Source organism: Streptomyces sp. NPDC033966 (assembly GCF_055575955.1).
Genome location: NZ_JBVIRQ010000002.1, coordinates 209,703 through 227,704 on the forward strand (window position 1 = coordinate 209,703; position 18,002 = coordinate 227,704).

Below are 18,002 nucleotides of genomic sequence, written 5' to 3' on the forward strand. Positions count from 1 at the left end.
CATGACCTCCCCAGCCCCCGCCGTGCGCACCTCCTCGTACGCGCTGGTGCGCGCGACGACGCTCACCCATCCCGCGCAGTCGCCGGACGCGGCCGCCTTCCGTGCCGCGTTCGGGGAACTGACGCGGCTGGAGGGCGTGCTGGCCCGGCTCACGCCCGCACTGACCGACGCCCTGTACGCGAGCCGGGGCGGCCATCCCGACACCTTCCACCGGGACGTGGTGCTGCCGTTGCGCCGGGCCCTGCACAACGGCCGGGAGCCCCGGCCCGCGCTCCTCGACGCGCTCGGCGACCTGCCCGAGCGGGTACCGGCGCTGCGGGAGTGGCTGGAGCTGCGCGGCCGGCTCGCCCTCCTTCGGGCCCGGCTCCGCGGGCCGGCGACGGCCGCACTGGCGGCGGAGCGCCGCGCCCTCGCCGCGCAGTGCCGCGAGCCGGCCCTCGCCCTCGCGGCCTCGGCGACCAGTGCCGAACTGCTGGCCGCCGTCGAACGGACCGGGGCCGGGGCGGCCGGACGCCGCGCCCGCAAGGAGGAGCCCGGGGTGCTGCGGCACGCCGTGCGCGCCGCCACCCGCACCAGTCCCGTGTCCTGGTACACCGCCGTCGGCTGGGGTCCGCTTCCCGCCCGGCCCGGCTCCCGGGAACCGGGCGGCCCCGACCGGGGCGAGGACGGGCTGCCGGGCGCGGTCGGCAACCGCGTGCGCGCCGGCCGGGGCCTGGTCGCCGCCCTGTGCGAGGCGCTCCTCACCGACCCCGCCCGGCGGGCCCGGCTCCCGCACCGGATGACGAGCGCGGCCCGTACGGCCGAGGGGCGCGCCACCTTCGCCCGGGCCCGCGGCCTCGCCGCCGTCGGCCGCTTCGCCGTGCCCGGGCAGGACGAGGTCGAGGTCGCGGCGAGCGCGCCCCTGGAGCGGCTGGCCGAGCTGTGCCGCACTCCCGCGACGCCCGCGCGGCTGGCGGCGGCGCTGGCCGCTCCGGAAGACCGGGCGGCCGCCGTGGCGTACCTGGACCAGCTCGTGGACGCCGGACTGCTGGTCCCCGTACCGCCCGTCGGACCGCAGGAGGCCGACCCGCTCGGGCGGCTCGCCGGCTGGCTGCGGGCCGGCGGCGAGACCGGCCTGGCCACCAGGATCGACGAAGTGGCCGATGCCACGGAGAAGTTCGGCGCGGCCGGACCGCGCGAGCGCACCGTACTGCTCGCGCTGCTGCGCGAACGCTGGACGGACCTGCTGGCCTCGGCGGGACGACCGCTGCCCGCGGAGGACCCGGTGCCGCCCGTGCTGGCCGAGGACGTCGTGGCCCGGCAGCCGGTGGACGCCGACGGCCTCCTCACCGCCGAGGACCACGAGGCGCTGCGCGAGGTCGCGGCCCTCGCCGAGCTGTACGACCTCGGGCACCTGGTGCGCCGGGCCCTGCGCGACCGGTTCGTGGCCCGCCACGGCCGGGGCGGTGTCTGCCACCCCGTCTGGGACTTCGGGCCCTCGACGGTCGCGGCCTGGGAGGACACCGTCCGGGACGCGCTCCTGAGCCCCCGGGACGGCCTGGGCCCCCTGCCGAGCCGCGCGGCCGAACTCGTCCGCCTGCGGGCCTCGTTCGAGGAAGAGGTGCGGGAGCACGCCGCCCTCCGGGAGGACCCGGACGCCGATGTGGTGCTGCCCGCGGAGCTGGTCGGGTCCTACGCGGCGCGGCTGCCCGCCTGGGCGTCGGCGCGCCCGCTGTCGTACGCGCACTTCCTCCAACGGGACGCCCGGCGCGGGCTGCTGGCCCTCAACCACCTCTACGGCGGCTGGGGGCGGACCGGGAGCCGCTTCTTCGGCCTGCTCGGCCCGGACGCCGTCGAGGCGGTCACCCGGGAGGTCGCGCACGCGGCGGGACCCGGCGCGCGGCCGGTGCAGTTCCGCCCCGTCCAGGGCTTCAACGCCAACCTGCAGCCCCGGTTCATGCCGGAGGAGATCGTCTCGCAGGAGTTCGCCCCACGGGCGGAGGACGGCGGCGGGGACCGGGCTCCGCTGCGCGACTCGGACGTGGAGCTGGTCCACGACGAGGCCACCGACCAGGTGCGCCTGCGGCTGCGGGACACCGGCGAGCCGCTGGACGTCTTCTACCCGGGCCTGCTGGTGAGCGGCCTGCTGCCCACGCGGGACGCCCCGCTGGTCCACGACCATCCGGAAGGCGTCGTCTCCTTCGCCTCCCTGGTGCCCCGGGTGGTCACCGAGGTCCCCGGCGGGCCGCTGGTGCGCACCCCCCGGCTGCGCCACCGGCACGTCGTGCTGCGGCGGCGGCGGTGGAGGCTCGCGCCCGGCACGGTCGACGCGCTGCGAGCCGCGCTGGCCGCCGACACGGCCGGCGGGGAGGTGCCCTTCGCCGCCGCCGCGCACTGGCGGGCCCTGCTGGGCGTACCCGACCAGCTGTTCCTGCACCCGCCCCTGGTGACGGCCGCGGAGGCCGCCGCGACGCCGGAGGATCCCCGCTACCGGCAGGCGCTGCCCAAGCCGCAGTTCGTCGACCTCGGCAACGCGCTGCACCTGCGCTGCCTCGGCAAGTGGCTCGCCCGGCATCCCGACGGGCTGGTGCTGGAGGAGGCCCTGCCGGCGCCCGGCGCACGTGACGTCGCCGCGCGCGCCGTCGAGGTCGTGGTGGAGACCTACCGTGCGGGAAGCCCCGGGGGTGCGTCATGACCGCCGCGCCGCCCGACCTGTCCGCCGTGCCCGCCGGGGCCCGGGAGCCCGACGGGCTGGATTCCCTGGGGCGTTGGCGGCTGCGGCCCGGTGTCATCGCGAGCACCCTCGCCGGAGGGCTCCACCTGCGCGGCTGGAACGGCAGCGTCACCCTGGAGGGCAGTCCGGCGCTGCCCGCGCTGTGGCGGATGCTGGAGGAGGCGCTGCGGACGGGCGCCGCCCCGGAACTCGCCGCCCGCGCCGGGGCCGGTACGCCGCTGCGTGCCGCGCTGTGCGCCCTGATCGGGCGGCTCCACGCGCACGGGATGCTGGTGGAGGACCCGGCGCCGCCGGACGGCGCCCCGGCGGGCGAGTGGCTGCTCACGGTCGCCGAGCGGCCCGCCGAGGCGGCCGCCGCCCTCGCCGGGGCCCGGGTGGAGGTACGGGCCGCCGATCCGGGCGGCCCCCTGGCCTCGGCGGCCGTACGGGCCCTGGCGCGCGCCGGGGTCCCGGCGGTCCGGGCCCGGGCCGCCGGCGGCGGCCGGGGACGGGTGCTGCTCCGCGCCACGCGTGCCGACGGCGCCGAGTGGGCGGTCGGCGCGGTCGTCCACCCCGGCGGGGCGTTCGTCACCCCGGCCGGCGGTCCGGCGCGGACCCTGGCGGACACGGCGGCGCTGGCCGGCCGCCTCGGGCTCGGCCGGGAGGCCGGACACCCGCCGCTGCCGGGGCGGGCGCTCACCGCCCTGGTGGCGGGCGGGGCCGTGCAGCGGCTGCTGTGCGCGGTGGCGGGGCTGCCGGACCCGGGCTCCGAGGACGGCGGCGGGGACGGGCCGGGGCAGCCGCGGGTCCCCCTGGTGCTGGTCGCCGGGGAGCGCCCGCCGTGGTCGGAGTACCGGCCCTGGCCCCAGGGTTCCCCGGAGCCGGCCGCGCCGCCCGGCACCCTCGCCGAGGCGCTGGCCGGGGTGGCCGCGCTGGGCGACGAGCGCCTCGGGGTGGTGGCGCCGCCGCTGACCGGGGACCTGCCGCAGCTGCCGGTGGCGCTGGCCGGCTGCCCGGCGCCGGGCGGCGGGCGGCTGGTGGCCGGTGCCGCCCGGGCCGACCTCGCCCGCCTCGACGCGGTGTGCCGTGCGGCCGAACTGCGGTGCGGCGGCGCGGGCGTGGTGGTCGGGGCGGGGCCCGGGCACGCGCTGGGGCGGGCGCTGCGGCGTGCCGCGCTGCGGCTGGCCGCGCCGGGGGCGGCCGCCGCGCCCTGGGACCCGTACGGGGGCGGACATCCGCAGGCCCGCCACTGGTGGGGCGTGCTGACCCGGCGGCTGGGGGTGCGGGCCGAGCTGCGCGTGACCCCGCTGGACGCGGGCGGCACCGCCTACCGGGCCGCCGTACGCGCCGGCGGCCGTCCCGGGCGGCTGCTCGGACGGGCGGTGGAGGCCACGGCCGGGGACGCGGCGGCCTTCGCGGTGCTGGCCGCGCTGGTCCGCGTACAGGCCCGCTCGGCGGACCCGACCGCTCGTCACATCAGCTCGCCGGGCGGGGAGTCGTGCCCGCTCGCGGTCGCCGGGACGGTCCCGGCACCGTGGGAGGACGAGAGCTGGGCCGCGGGCTGGTGGGCCGGGGTCGCCCGCCGCGAAGCCGGCCTGCACGCCGCCCTGCGGGAGCTGACCGGCCTGCGCACCCGCCCCTGGGAGCCCGTCGGCCCCGGGGCACACACCGTCCTCGCGGCGCTGCGCGGCTGCGGGTTCACCGTGCTCGGCGGCCAGGACCGCGAGGGCACCGTCCAGGAAGGGGAACCGCGGTGAACGCCTCGGCGCCGCCCGCCGGCGGCACTGCGCTCGGGGCGGCCCTCGCCGCACTCGGGCTGACCGTCCTCGATGCGCGGAGCGCCCTCACCACCACGGCGGGGCGGGCCGTGGTGGTCCTGGACGACTGGACCCTCGACACCGCCGCCGGACTGTCGCGGCACGCGCTCCGCCATCCGGTGACGCTGGTCCCGGTACGCGGCGACGGCGCACTGACCGTGGTCGGCCCGGTACTGCGGCCCGGCGCGGTGGGCTGCCTCTCCTGCACGGAGTACCGCCGGCTCGCCACCATCGGCGGCCGCGTGCCGTGGCGCAGCCCGGGGCTGCGGCTGGGCGGCCGCCCCTCCCCCGCCCTGGCGGACGCCGTCGCCGCACTGGCCGCCGACCTGCTGGCGGAACCCGCCCCGGAGCCGGGCGCCGGCACCCCGGTGCGGGTCGTGCACGGCGGCCGGGCCGGCTGGTCGAGCCACTCCTTCCGGCCGGTCGGCGGCTGTGCGGTGTGCCTGCCCCTGCCCGATGACGACGCGTCCGCGGCGCGGCCCCGCCGGAGCGGGATCCCGCTGCCGGATCCGGGGGTGCTGCGCGGGCCCAACGACCGTACGGACCGGGCCGGTCTGCGTGCGGAGCTGTACGACGAACGGTTCGGGCCGGTCCACCGGGTGGTCCGTACCGAAGACTCCGTACACAGCCTGACCAGCGCCTACGTCACCCTCGGCCGGGACGTGCCCGACGGCGGGTACGGCCGGTCCGGCGACTACGGCAGCAGCGAGCGGGTGGCCCTCTTCGAGGGCGTCGAGCGGCTCACCGGGATGCGCCCGCACGGCAGGCGGACCGTACTGCGGGCCGCTTACGCCGAGTTGGGGCCGGAGCGGGCCCTGGACCCGGAGCGGCTGGGACTGCCCGATCCCGCCCACCACGGCCATCCCGCGTCGCCGACCGTCCCCTACGCGCCGGACCTGGAGCTGGACTGGGTGCACGGCTGGTCGCTGACCCGCGCGCGCCCGGTCGCCGTGCCCGAGCACGTGGCGTACTGGGATCCCGCTCCGGGCCGCCCGCGCGTCGTCTACGAGTGCTCCAGCGGATGCGGTCTCGGCAACAGCCCCGAGGAGGCCGCCCTGTACGGGCTGTTCGAGGTGGCGGAGCGGGACGCGTTCCTGATGGCCTGGTACGCGAGGACCCCGCTGCGCCGGATCGCGCTGCCGCAGGACGACCCGGAGGTGCTGCACCTCGCCGACCGGGCGGAGACGGCGGGCTACGGGCTCGCGCTGTTCGACGCGACCAACGACTTCGGCGTCCCGTCCGTCATCGCCGTCGCGCGGCACACCGATCCGCGGTCGGCGGCGCCCCAGGTGTTCCTGGCGGCCGGGGCCCACCACGACCCGCGTGCCGCGATCCGCTCCGCCGTGGTGGAGGCGGTGACGAACGTGTTCAACGCCGCCCAGCGGCTGAGGGCGGAGCCCGACAGCTGTGATCCGCGCAGGCTGCGGCCCATGCTGGAGCGGCCCGAGCTGGTCGTCACCCTGTCCGACCACACCGCCTTGTACGGCCTGCCGGAGGCCCGGCCGAGGCTGGACTTCCTGTACGGGGGCGACGACCGGCCGGCGCCCTGGCGGGAGGTCTGGCCGGGTACGCCCGAGCCGGTCGCGGACCTGGCCGGGCTGCTGGACGCGACGGTGCGGCGGCTGGCGGGGGCCGGGCTGGAGGTGCTCGTGGTCGGGCAGGACGAGGCGGGGATACGTGAGCGGCTCGGCCTCCACACGGCCAAGGCGGTGGTTCCGGGCGCCCTGCCGATGACCTTCGGGCACGTCAACCGGCGCACCCGGGGACTGCCCCGGCTGCTGGAGGTCCCGCACCGGCTGGGCCGGGCCGCCGGGCCGCTGATCCACGACGAACTGCCGCTGCATCCGCACCCCTTCCCCTGAGGAGCCGCACGTGACCACCGCTCCGCGAGGCTCCTGGCCGGTCCTGCACTGCTTCCCGCGGACCGGGCCCGGGGCCGTCGACGGGTTCCTCGTGGAGGAGCTCGCGCCGCTGCTGGACGGTCTCGTCGCCGCGGGCCGGGCCGCCGCCTGGGACTTCGTACGGCACGAGGAGGGCGGAGCGCACCTGCGGGTGCGGGTGCACGGCGGCCGCCCGTCCGGCGGGGGCGGACCCGCCGCCGTGGCCGGGGCCCTGTCCGGGGCGGCCGAGGTCCGTGAGGTGCCGGGCGAGCCGTCCGCCGGCGCGGGGTTCGCGGCCCTGTCCACCCGGACCGCGGTGGACTGCGTCGCCGGGACCGCGCGCGGCAGCCGGCGCCTGGCCGTCGCCGCCGACCTGGCGCACGCCACGGCCTGGGCCCTGGGGATGGACCGCTTCGCGGCGGCGCGCTGGCTGCGCGGGCTGGCGGTGGCCGGACGGCTCGGGCCGGGCGCGGGGCGGGCGCTGCCCGCGAGCATGCTGCACGCACACGTGACCGCCGTGTACGCGGCGCAGCGGGCGGGCCTGGCCGGCCGGGCGGAGGCCTTGCGCGGGGCCCTGGCGCGGGGCACGGCCACGGGCCCGGTGGCGGACTGGGCGGCGGGGGTGCGGGCGGCGGAGGCCGTGGCGGAGGGGGCCGTGGAGTGGGGCTCCGAGCTGCGCCTGCTGTGCAACCGGCTCGGGGTCGACCCGGACGAGGAGCGGGCCGTGTACCGGCTGGCCGCGCACGCGCTGCTCGACACCGGCGAACCGGCCGCGTACTTCCCCGAGGGGCACCTGGCCCCGGACTGGCGGTACCTGGAGCGGAGCAAGGTCCGGCCCGGCTGGGACTCCGGGGGCGCGCTGCGGCCGGCTCCCGCCGAGACGGAGGCGGACGGGGAGGAGGTGGCGCTGCCGGGCGGGCCGGTGCCCGAGGTCCCGCTGTGGGCCGCCGTCACGGGCCGGACCAGCGTGCGCACGGGGCTCGGCGGTCCGCTGGACGCCGGGGAGCTGGGCACGCTGCTGTGGGGCGCCCACGCCGTCAGCCACACGACCGGCTCCGGCGCACCCTTCGCGCACCGCCCCTATCCGAGTCCGGGCGGACTCTACGCGGCGGGGATCCGGCTGCTCGCGTTCGGGGTGGAGGGGCTGGCGCCGGGGGCGTACCAGTGCCTGCCGGGCAGGCGCGCGCTGCTGCGGGTCGGTGAAGCGCCCGCGCTCGGCGAGTTCAAGGCGGTGTCCGCGTACCTGACGGCGCCGCCCGGGGATCCGCGGGCGGTGGTCGTGGACGAGGTCCCGGTGGTGCTCGGCCTGTACGTGGACCTCGGCCGGATGCGGCAGCGCTACGGCCTGCGGGCGCTGCGGCTGGGCCTGCTGGAGGCCGGGCACCTGGCGCAGTCCCTGCTGCTGACGGCGTCGGCGCTGGGGCTGTGCGCGATGCCGCTGGGCGGCTTCCACGACGATCTGGCCCACGAGCTGTTCGGGCTGGACGATCTGGACCGCCCCCTCCAGTACCTGCTCCCCCTGGGCCGGCCCGCCGCGGGCTGAGCCGGCCGGCGGGTTCCCGCGGTGGACGAGGCGCAGGCCGCCGGGGCCCGGCCCGGTCTGAGCGTGGACGTCGCAGTCGCCCTGGCCGGCGACATGCCGGCCCGATGGCCGTCCGGGCCGAGGGCCTCGCCAACATGCCGCTGAACGACCCGGCAGGGACCCTCGTGCGGTGCTCGTGGGTGGCGAGCCGCGCGAGTGGAACGGCCAGGTCCTGGACGTGGACCTGGGCGCCTTGCGCGAGGGGGTGGGCGCGTCCCGTGCGTACCCGCGCGACCGGGCGGGCCCGGGGCCGGTGCCGCCCGGTCCGCATCGGATAATGACACCGCCGCGCGCTGACCCGCGCCGATGCGCACCGAACCGGGAGACGAAGGATCCATGACGCTGAAGGAAGGCCGACGGGTGACGCTGACGGCCGACATCGGGCTCGCCGATCCGCTGGCCGTGACGGACGGCTCCGGCGCCCCGCCGGTGCCCGTGGCCGGGTTCCTCGCTCTGGCGGCGGGCGCGGCGGGGACGGTCGAGCGGGTGGACCGGGAGGAGCCCCGGGAGAGCCACGGGGTCCGCGAGTACCTGCGCCTCACATCGCTCTTCGATTCCTTCGGGCATGACATGCCGGCGGGGAGCAGGCGGCAGCTGGAGGAGCAGATCGCGGCCCTGGAGCCGGAGTGGAGGGCCCACCAGGAGCTGGGGCCCAGCGTGACGGTCCGCGTCCGCTTCGACAACGGGTTCGTCCTGGACGGGACGCCCGCCGGCCTCTTCGCCGACGCGGGCGGGGACGCGTGCTGATCCAAACCCGGCTGACCGCGGCGGCCGCCGCGGTGGTGGTGGTCGGGGCCGGGCTGGGACTGCGGGCGGTGGCCGGCGGGAGCGCGGCGAAGTACGGCGGTGACGCGCTGTACACCGTCCTGGTGCTGGCCCTGGTCGTGCTGGCCGCGCCCCGGCTGACGGCGCCGCGGGCGGCGGCCGCCGCGCTGGCCGTCAGCTGGGCGGTCGAGTTCCTCCAGCTCAGCGCCGTGCCGGCGGAGCTCTCCCGGCGCAGCACGGTGGCCCGGCTGGTCCTGGGGTCCACCTTCAACGCGCCCGATCTGTTCTGGTACGCCGTGGGCGCGGCGGCGGGCGGGCTCGTCCTCGCCGCCCTGCGGGCGCGCCGCTCCCGCAGCACCGCGAGGCCTTTGCCCGTTTTGTGAGAACGGTTACCTTCTCACCCGAATAGCGCACTCCCGGGTTCATCATGGTTGACCGGAACTGTCGTCTACGCGCCCCCTGCCACGGCCCAGAGCCGTCGGCGACCGGTCGGCGCGACTAGGGAGAACCGTGCGACCTGCGGGCAGCTGGACGGGCAAGAACTGGCGGATCGCGCTGCCGGTGGCGGGAGGCGCCCTCGTGCTGGGCCTCGGCGGCCTCTACGCGGCCGGGCTCGCCGTGGGCGACGACATCGCCGACGGCACCCGGGTCCGGGGCGTCGAGATCGGCGGCATGAGCCGTGCGGCGGCGCAGAGCACGCTGGTCCGGGAGCTCGGCCCGCGGGCCGGCGCCCCGATCCCGGCGGGCATCGGGGACCGCGTCGAGCAGGTCGCCCCCACCTCCGTCGGCCTGTCCCTCGACGCCGCCGCGACCGTCGAGCGCGCCTCCCGTGCGGGCTACGGGCCGGTCGGTGTCATCGGCAGGCTCTTCGCCTCCGGCGACCCCGACGTCGAGCCCGTGATCCGCACCGACGAGCAGGCGGCCCGCGCCGGCGTCGACCGGCTCGCGACGAGCACCGCGCGGGCGGTCCGCGACGGGTCCATAGCCTTCGACGCCGGGAAGCCCCGGGTCGTCCCCGCGCAGACCGGCGTCACCCTGGTCCGGGACCAGACCCTCGACACCCTCCGGGACGCCTACCTGCGGCCGCGCCCGGCGGGCGCCCCCGTCGTCCTGCCCGTCACCCGCACCGAGCCGCGCGTGGACGCGGACGAGACCGGCCGGGCCCTGCGCGAGTTCGCCGGACCCGCCGTGTCCGGGCCGGTCACCCTCAGCGTGGCGGGCACCCGGATACCCGTGAGCCCCGCGGTCCTGGGCGAGCACCTGAAGATGAACCCCGACGCCGGCGGCCGCCTGGTGCCCGCCCTGGACTCCGAGGGCCTGCTCGCCGACCCCGCCGTGGCCCGCCCCGTCGCGGAGGCCGCCGGAACGCCGCGCGACGCCGCCCTCGACGTGGACGCGGACGGGCGCGTGGTGGTCACGGAGCGCAGCCGCGCCGGGCAGCAGGTCACCGGGGAGGCCCTCGGCCGGGCCGTGCTGCCCGCGCTGACCCGCTCGGGCGCCGGCCGGAGCGCCGAGGTGGCCACCAGCGCCGTGGAGCCGGAGCTCACCGATGGCGAGGTGCAGCGCCTCGGCATCAAGGAGAGGATGTCCTCCTTCACGGTCGAGTTCCCGGCCGCCCCGTACCGGACCACGAACATCGGGCGCGCCGTGGAGCTGATCAACGGCTCCGTGGTCATGCCCGGCAAGGAGTGGAGCTTCAACCGCACGGTCGGCGAGCGCACCGAGGAGAACGGCTTCGTCGACGGGATCATGATCAACGACGGCCGGTACGTGAAGTCGCCCGGCGGCGGCGTGTCCGCGGTCGCCACCACGATGTACAACGCCATGTTCTTCGCCGGCCTCAAGCCCCTCGAACACGGTGCGCACTCCTTCTACATCGAGCGCTACCCCGAGGGCCGGGAGGCCACCGTCGCCTGGGGCAGCCTCGACCTGCGCTGGCTCAACGACTCCGGCCACCCGGTCTACGTGAAGGCCACCTCGACGGACACCTCGCTGACGATCACCCTGCTCGGCACGAAGAAGTACGACGAGATCCGCGCGACCAAGGGCCCCCGCACCAACGTCGAGCCGCCCGCCAAGATCAAGGGCAGCGGGCCGGCGTGCGAGGTGCAGACGCCCCTGGAGGGCTTCGACGTGACCGTCGGACGGGTGTTCGTGAAGAACGGCCAGGAGGTCAAGCGCGAGGAGCACACCACGCACTACACCCCGCGCAACGAAGTCACCTGCGAGCCGGAGACCGCGCCCGGCACGGCGCCGAGCGGCGCCCCGGCGCCGGGCACCGGGACGGCGGGCACCCCTTCGCCGGCCGCCCGGGCGGCCTCCGCACAGGGCCGGTAGGGGGAAAGAACCCTCACCCGAGGTGACCGGCGGCGCGCGCGGCGCGCTCCGCCGGGCGCCGGAGGGGGCCCAGGTGCTACAACTGGGGACGTGACCCTTCCTCGCCAGCCGTACCGGGCAATTCGGTGCGGTCACCCCTGAGCAAGGGATTCAAGAGCGTCGCCGGACAGGTGTTCGTCCTTCAGGTGGCGATCGTGGTGTTGCTCGCCGCCGGTGCCCTCCTGGCGCTGCTCCTGCAGTCCCGCCACGACGTCGACCGTGAGGCGCGCAACCGGTCGGTCGCCGTCGCGGAGACCTTCGCGCACTCCCCCGACCTCCAGGAAGCGCTGCGGACTCCGGACCCGTCCGCCATCCTGCAGCCCCTCGCCGAGGTCACCCGCAAGGCCGCCGGGGTCGACTTCATCGTCGTCATGGACACCAAGGGGATCCGCTACAGCCATCCCCAGCCGGACCGCATCGGCAAGCGCTTCGTGGGCACCATCGAGCCCTCCCTCGCCGGCCGGGTCCACACCGAGAGCGTGCAGGGGCCCCTCGGCAAGGAGATCCAGGCGGTGGTGCCCGTCACCGCGCCGGACGGCCGGGTCGTCGCGCTGGTGTCCGCGGGCCTGACCGTCGAGAACGTGAGCGGCGCCTTCGACCGCCAGCTCCCGGTCATCCTGCTGGCCATGGCCACCGGCCTGGCCCTGGCCACCGCCGGCACCGCCCTGACCAGCCGCCGCCTGCGCCGGCAGACGCACGGGCTCGGCCCCCAGGAGATGACCCGGATGTACGAGCACCACGACGCGGTGCTCCACTCCGTCCGCGAGGGGGTGCTGATCACCGACGGGGACGGGCGGCTGGTCCTGGCGAACGACGAGGCCAAGCGGCTGCTCGGGCTGCCCGAGGAGGCCGAGGGCCGCCGTATCGACGAGGTGCCGGGCCTGGACAGCCGGATGGCCGACCTGCTGCTGTCGGGCCGGGTGGCCACGGACGAGGTGCTGGAGACCGGGGACCGGCTGCTCGTCGTCAACCAGCGGCCCACCCATCCCCGCGGACGGCCGGAGGGCGCGGCCGTCACCATCCGCGACTCCACCGACATGCAGGTCCTCACCGGCCGCGCCGAGGCGGCCCGCAAGCGCCTGCGGCTGCTGTACGACGCCACCGGCGACATCGGAACCACCCTGGACGTGGAGCGGACCGCCCAGGAGCTCGCCGACGTCGCCGTGCCCCGGTTCGCGGACTACGTCACCGTCGACCTGGCCAGCCCGGTGCTCGACGGCGAGGAGCCCGGCCCCGGCTCCGACATGCGGCGCACCGCGGTCAGCGGCATCCGCGGGGACCACCCGCTGTACCCGCTCGGCCGGCTGATCGAGTTCAAGCCCACCACCCCGCAGGCCCGCGGCTACGACACCGGGAGGACGGAGCTGGTGCCCGACCTGGCCGACGCGCCGGGGTGGCGGGTGCAGGACCCCCGCCGGACCAGGGCCATCATCGCGTACGGGATCCACTCGCTGATCGCGGCGCCGCTCAAGGCCAGGGGCGTGGTCCTCGGCGTGGTCAACTTCTGGCGGGCCGGGAAGCCCGAGCCCTTCGACGAGGACGACGTGTCGCTCGCCGAGGAGCTCGTCGCCCGGGCCGCCGTGGCCATGGACAACGCCCGCCGCTACACCCGTGAGCACACGCTGGCCGTCACCCTCCAGCGCAGCCTGCTGCCGCGCGGCCTGCCCGAGCAGAGCGCCGTGGACGCGGCGCACTGCTACCTGCCCGCGCAGTCCGGGGTGGGCGGCGACTGGTTCGACGTGATCCCGCTGCCCGGCGGCCGGGTCGCCCTGGTCGTCGGGGACGTGGTCGGGCACGGGCTGCACGCCGCGGCCACGATGGGCCGGCTGCGTACGGCGGTGCACAACTTCACCTCCCTCGACCTGCCGCCGGACGAGCTCCTGGCCCGTCTCGACGACCTCGTGCAGCGCATCGACGAGGACGACACCGACGGGGCCGGCGGGGTGCTCGGCGCGACCTGCCTGTACGCCGTGTACGACCCGGTGTCCCGCGCCTGCACCCTGTCCCGGGCCGGGCACCTGCCGCCGCTGGTGGTCGCCCCGGACGGCACCACGGAGATCGTCGACCTGCCGGCCGGGCCCCCGCTCGGGCTGGGCGGCATGCCGTTCGAGACGAGCGAGCTGATCCTGGCGGAGGGCAGCCAGCTGGTGCTGTACACGGACGGGCTGGTGGAGCAGCGGACCCGGGACATCGAGGAGGGGCTGGAGCTGCTGCGGGAGGCGCTGAGCCACCCGGGCCGGGACCCGCAGGAGAGCTGTCTCGCCGTCCTCGACGCCATGCTGCCGACCCGGCCGACCGACGACGTGGCCCTGCTCATCGCCAGGACCCGGACCCTCGGCCCCGACCGGGTCGCGCAGTGGGACGTGCCGCCGAGGGCGAGCGGGGTCGGCGTCGTGCGGAACCTGGCGGTCGCCAAGCTGGAGGAGTGGGGGATGGAGGAGCTCGCCTTCACCACGGAGCTCATCCTCAGCGAGCTGATCACCAACGCCCTGCGGCACGGGGGCCCGCCGGTGCGGGTCCGCCTGCTCCACGACCACGCACTGACCTGCGAGGTGTGGGACAGCAGCAGTAACGCCCCGCACCTGCGGTACGCGGCCACCACGGACGAGGGCGGGCGCGGGCTGTTCCTCGTGGCGCAGCTCAGCGAGCACTGGGGCACCCGGTACACCCCGGAGGGCAAGGTCATCTGGTCGGAGCAGGCCCTCCAGGGTCCCACCAAGGGCGTATCCCCGGATGTCTTCGGGGACCTCGAACCGTAGCGTGGCGGGGTGCGCCCCCCGCGCCCCGTGTCCGCCTCCCTGACCGCGGTCGCCGTGCTGTGCGCGAGCGCGGCGCCCGGTTGCGCGCCCTCCGCGCGGGAGCCGTCCGGGGTGCCGGTACGGACCGCCGCGGCGGCGCTCGCGGCGGTGGTGTCGGACGTACCGGCGGGGAGGCTGGGGGCGAGCCTGCGGACCGGGTGCCCGGTGCCGGCGGAGGGCCTGCGGCTGATCCGGATGAACCACTGGGGCTTCGACGGGAAGGTCCACCGGGGCGAGCTGGTCGTCCACCGGGACGCGGTCGAGCCGCTGCTGTACGTCTTCGGCCAGGCCCTTCAGGCCCGCTTCCCGATCCGGCGGATGCGCGTGGCGGCCGCGTACGGCGGCGACGACCTCGCGGCGATGGCCGACGACGACACCTCGGCCTTCAACTGCCGGCCGGTGACCGGGGACTCCGGGAAGCCGTCGCGGCACTCGTGGGGACTGGCCGTGGACGTCAACCCGGTCGAGAACCCGTACGTCGACCGGCGCGGGGCGGTGCACCCGCCGGCGGGCCGGGCCTACCTGCGGCGGGATCCGGTCCGCCCCGGGATGATCACCGAGGACGGTGTGCTGGCCCGGGCGTTCCGCCGCGTCGGCTGGCACTGGGGCGGCGACTGGTGGTCGAGCCCGGACTACCAGCACTTCTCGGCCGACGGCGGGTAGCCGGCCGGCCGGCCCGCCCGCACCGTGACCGCAGGACCCTGGAGCTCCGGGGCGGTGCGGCCGATATCGCACCGGTGATCCACGCCCCGGACGGCCGTATCATCGGTCCACGTCGGCCCGGTTCGGGGAAGGGCCGCACACCCCGGCCGTCCCCCGCGGTGGTCTGGCGTCGCTCACGATCACGGAAGGACGGCGATGAGGGTCGGAATCACCGACGTCGCGGCCCGCGCGCAGGTCAGCGAGGCGACCGTCAGCCGCGTGATCAACCGCCGCCAGGGCGTGTCGCGCAAGACCCGGGACGCCGTCGAGCGGGCGATGGCCGAGCTCGGCTACGCGCGCACCACCCAGGGCCAGTTGGTGGCCGTGATCACCGACCACGTGTCGGACCCCTTCCTCGCCGACGTCGCCGAGCGCATCGAGTCCGCGCTCGCCCCGCACGGGCTGAAGACGGTGCTCTGCCCGGCGTTCGCCGGCGGGGTGCAGGAACTCGACTTCATCTCCTCCCTGGTCGACAAGGGCATCGCGGCGGTGGTGTTCCTCTCCGCCTCGAACACGGTCGAGGGCGCCGACACCGAGGCGTACGAGGTGCTGCGCCAGCGCCGGGTGCCGTACGTGGGGATCAACGGCGCGTTCGCGGACGGGGTGGCGGCCCCGGTGTTCTCCACCGACGACCTGCTCGCCGCCGAGCTGGCCGTCGACCACCTGTACCGGCTGGGCCACCGCCGGATCGGCATGGCCTCCGGCCCGGCCGGGAACCGTCCCGCCGACCGCCGCGTGCGGGGCTTCCTGGCCGCGATGGCCCGGCGCGGGACCGAGGACGCCGGACGCTGGGTGATCCGCCAGTCGTACACGGTGGAGGGCGGGCAGGCCGCCGTCGCACCGCTGCTGGAGCTCGGCGCCACGGCGGTCGTCGCCGCCAGCGACCGGATGGCCCTCGGGGCGATCCGCGGGATCCGCCGCCTGGGCCGCTCCGTGCCCGAGGACGTGTCGGTGGTCGGCTACGACGGCACGGCCGTCACCGAGTTCACCGATCCCCCGCTGACCACCGTCCGCCAGCCCGCCGACCGGCTCGCGCTCGAAGTCGGCCGTGGCGTACTGGCCCTGGTCGGCAACCGGCACGTCCCCACCGGGGAGCTGCTCTTCGATCCCGAGCTGGTCGTCCGGGCCTCCACCGCCCGGGTTCCCTGACCGCCCCGCGAACTCCACGACGACCCACAGAGGCGAGGACGTGCACGTGCACAGGACCGTCACCGAACTCGCGGACGGCCGCGAGCTCATCTACTACGACAGCGCTCCCGGCCGGGACCGCGGGGCCAAGGACCTCCGTCCGCTCGACCGGGTGGAGAGCGCCCCCGAACTGCGCCGGGATCCGGCCACCGGAGACTGGGTCACCATCGCCGCCCACCGGCAGTCCCGTACCTACCGGCCGCCCGCCGACGCCTGCCCGCTGTGTCCGTCCCGGGAGGGGCGGCAGAGCGAGATCCCGGCCGCCGACTACGAGGTGGCCGTCTTCGAGAACCGTTTCCCCTCCCTGTCCGGCGCGGCCGGCCGCTGCGAGGTGGTGTGCTTCACCCCCGAGCACGACTCCGGCTTCGCCGCCCTCACCCCCGCACGGGCCCGGCTGGTACTGGACGCCTGGACCGACCGCACCGCCGAACTGTCGGCCCGTCCCAGCACCCGCCAGGTGTACTGCTTCGAGAACCGGGGCGCCGAGATCGGCGTCACCCTCCCCCACCCGCACGGCCAGATCTACGCCTTCTCCACACTCGCCCCGCGCACCGCCAAGCACCTCGCCGCGGCGGCCGCACACCGGGCCGCCACCGGGCGGAACCTCTTCGAGGACCTGCTCGCCGAGGCCCGGGCGGCCACGGAGCGGGTGGTGCTCGCCGGGGAGCACTGGACGGCGTTCGTCCCGTACGCCGCCCGCTGGCCGTACGAGGTCCACCTGTACCCGCACCGCAGGGTGGCCGACCTGACCGGCCTCACCGAGGCCGAGCGGGCCGAGTTCCCCGGACTGTACCTGGACCTGCTCCAGCGCTTCGACCGGATCTTCGGACTGGCCGAGCCCACCCCGTACATCTCCGCCTGGCACCAGGCCCCGCTGACCGGCGGCGGGGAACTCGCCCTCCACCTGGAGCTGTTCACCGTCCGGCGGGAGGCCGGCAAGCTGAAGTACCTGGCCGGGACGGAGTCCGGCATGGACGCGTTCATGAACGACGTGGCCCCGGAGACGGCGGCCCGGCGACTGCGGGAGGCGCGGTGACGGCGCGGGTGCGCGAGGAGTTCGAGCGGATCCACGGCCACGCCCCGGAGGGGGTCTGGGCCGCCCCGGGCCGGGTCAACCTGATCGGCGAGCACACCGACTACAACGACGGCTTCGCCCTGCCCATGGCCCTGCCGCGGACCACCCTGCTCGCCGCCCGCCGCCGCGGTGACGGGCTGCTCCGGGTGCACAGCGCCCAGGGCGACGGCCTGGTCGCCGAGTTCGCGGTGGCGGACCTCGCCCCCGGTGCCGGGCCCGGCGGCTGGGCCCGCTATCCGGCCGGGGTGGTCTGGGCGCTGCGCGAGCGGGGCCTGCCGGTCGGCGGGGCCGACCTGCACGTGGACAGCACCGTGCCCACGGGTGCCGGGCTGTCCTCGTCCGCGGCGCTGGAGTGCGCGGTGGCCGTCGCCTACGACGAGCTGTACGGGCTCGGGCTGGAGCGGCCGGAGCTGGCGCGGCTGGCGCAGTACGCGGAGAACGCCTTCGCCGGTGTGCCGTGCGGGGTCATGGACCAGATGGCCTCGCTGTGCTGCACCGAGGGCAGCGCCCTGTACCTGGACAGCCGGGGTCCGTCGGTCCGGCAGGTCCCGTTCGACCTGACCGGGCACGGGCTGTCGCTGCTGGTGCTGGACACCCGGGTCAAGCACGACCTCGCCGACGGGGCGTACGCCGCCCTGCGGGCGGGGTGCGAGCGGGCGGCCGGGCTGCTGGGACTGCCCGCCCTGCGGGACCTCGACGAACAGGGGCTGGCGGGGGCGCTGGCGCGGCTCCCCGGCGAACTCGTCCCGCTGGTGCGGCACGTGGTCACCGAGAACGCCCGGGTCGGCCGGGCCGTGGAGCGCCTGACGGCCGGCGAGCCGCAGGCCCTGGGCCCGCTCCTGACCGCCGGGCACGCCTCCCTCCGGGACGACTACCGGGTCTCCTGCCCCGAGACCGACCTCGCGGTGGACGCCGCCGTCGCCGCGGGTGCGCTGGGTGCCCGGATGACCGGCGGCGGGTTCGGCGGCTCCGTGATCGCCCTGGTCCCGGCCGGGCGGGCCGGGTCCGTGGGCCGGGCCGTGTCGGAGGCCTTCGCGGCGGCCGGGTTCGCGCGCCCGGCGGTGCTGGACGCCGTGCCGTCGGCCGGCGCCCGCCGGATCTCCTGACCCGTTCCCGCGCCGTCTCTG

The 18,002-nt window shown here is 77.0% G+C and carries 12 protein-coding genes; all 12 read left to right on the plus strand.

The features are described 5' to 3' along the window. The first annotated feature begins 1 nt into the window (after position 1). Entirely contained in the window at positions 2-2,674 is a 2,673-nt protein-coding gene (locus ACZ518_RS06545; protein ID WP_469111882.1) for a lantibiotic dehydratase, read from the plus strand. Then, positions 2,671-4,449, plus strand: coding sequence for a hypothetical protein (locus tag ACZ518_RS06550; protein ID WP_469111883.1), 1,779 nt, complete (start codon positions 2,671-2,673; stop codon positions 4,447-4,449). The genes ACZ518_RS06545 and ACZ518_RS06550 overlap by 4 nt, the downstream gene beginning before the upstream one ends. Continuing rightward, complete coding sequence (locus tag ACZ518_RS06555; RefSeq protein WP_469111884.1) at positions 4,446-6,371, plus strand: TOMM precursor leader peptide-binding protein; 1,926 nt, start codon at positions 4,446-4,448, stop codon at positions 6,369-6,371. The genes ACZ518_RS06550 and ACZ518_RS06555 overlap by 4 nt, the downstream gene beginning before the upstream one ends. 10 nt (positions 6,372-6,381) lie before the next feature. Beyond that, positions 6,382-7,932: a lantibiotic dehydratase C-terminal domain-containing protein gene (locus tag ACZ518_RS06560; RefSeq protein ID WP_469111885.1), complete on the plus strand. Its 1,551-nt coding sequence runs from the start codon at positions 6,382-6,384 to the stop codon at positions 7,930-7,932. 375 nt (positions 7,933-8,307) lie between these two features. Further along, positions 8,308-8,718, plus strand: a complete 411-nt coding sequence (locus tag ACZ518_RS06565) for a hypothetical protein (RefSeq protein WP_469111886.1) — start codon at positions 8,308-8,310, stop codon at positions 8,716-8,718. Then, positions 8,712-9,119, plus strand: a complete 408-nt coding sequence (locus ACZ518_RS06570; protein WP_469111887.1) for a DUF2809 domain-containing protein — start codon at positions 8,712-8,714, stop codon at positions 9,117-9,119. Before ACZ518_RS06565 ends, ACZ518_RS06570 begins: the two co-directional genes overlap by 7 nt. A 127-nt stretch (positions 9,120-9,246) precedes the next feature. Then, entirely contained in the window at positions 9,247-11,073 is a 1,827-nt protein-coding gene (locus tag ACZ518_RS06575; protein ID WP_469111888.1) for a VanW family protein, read from the plus strand. A 125-nt stretch (positions 11,074-11,198) separates the two neighbouring features. After that, on the plus strand, positions 11,199-13,871 hold the full coding sequence (locus tag ACZ518_RS06580) for a SpoIIE family protein phosphatase (RefSeq protein WP_469111889.1): 2,673 nt from the start codon (positions 11,199-11,201) through the stop codon (positions 13,869-13,871). A 9-nt stretch (positions 13,872-13,880) separates the two neighbouring features. Then, positions 13,881-14,573 (plus strand): M15 family metallopeptidase, encoded by a 693-nt coding sequence (locus ACZ518_RS06585; RefSeq protein ID WP_469111890.1) that lies wholly within the window; start codon positions 13,881-13,883, stop codon positions 14,571-14,573. Positions 14,574-14,768: 195 nt separating this feature from the next. Beyond that, the gene (locus tag ACZ518_RS06590; RefSeq protein WP_469111891.1) at positions 14,769-15,761 is read left to right on the plus strand and encodes a LacI family DNA-binding transcriptional regulator; all 993 of its coding nucleotides are present in this window, start codon (positions 14,769-14,771) and stop codon (positions 15,759-15,761) included. A 46-nt stretch (positions 15,762-15,807) separates the two neighbouring features. Further along, entirely contained in the window at positions 15,808-16,836 is a 1,029-nt protein-coding gene (gene galT / locus ACZ518_RS06595; RefSeq protein WP_469111892.1) for a galactose-1-phosphate uridylyltransferase, read from the plus strand. Beyond that, positions 16,833-17,981, plus strand: coding sequence for a galactokinase (galK, locus tag ACZ518_RS06600; RefSeq protein ID WP_469111893.1), 1,149 nt, complete (start codon positions 16,833-16,835; stop codon positions 17,979-17,981). The genes galT and galK overlap by 4 nt, the downstream gene beginning before the upstream one ends. Positions 17,982-18,002 lie beyond the last annotated feature (21 nt).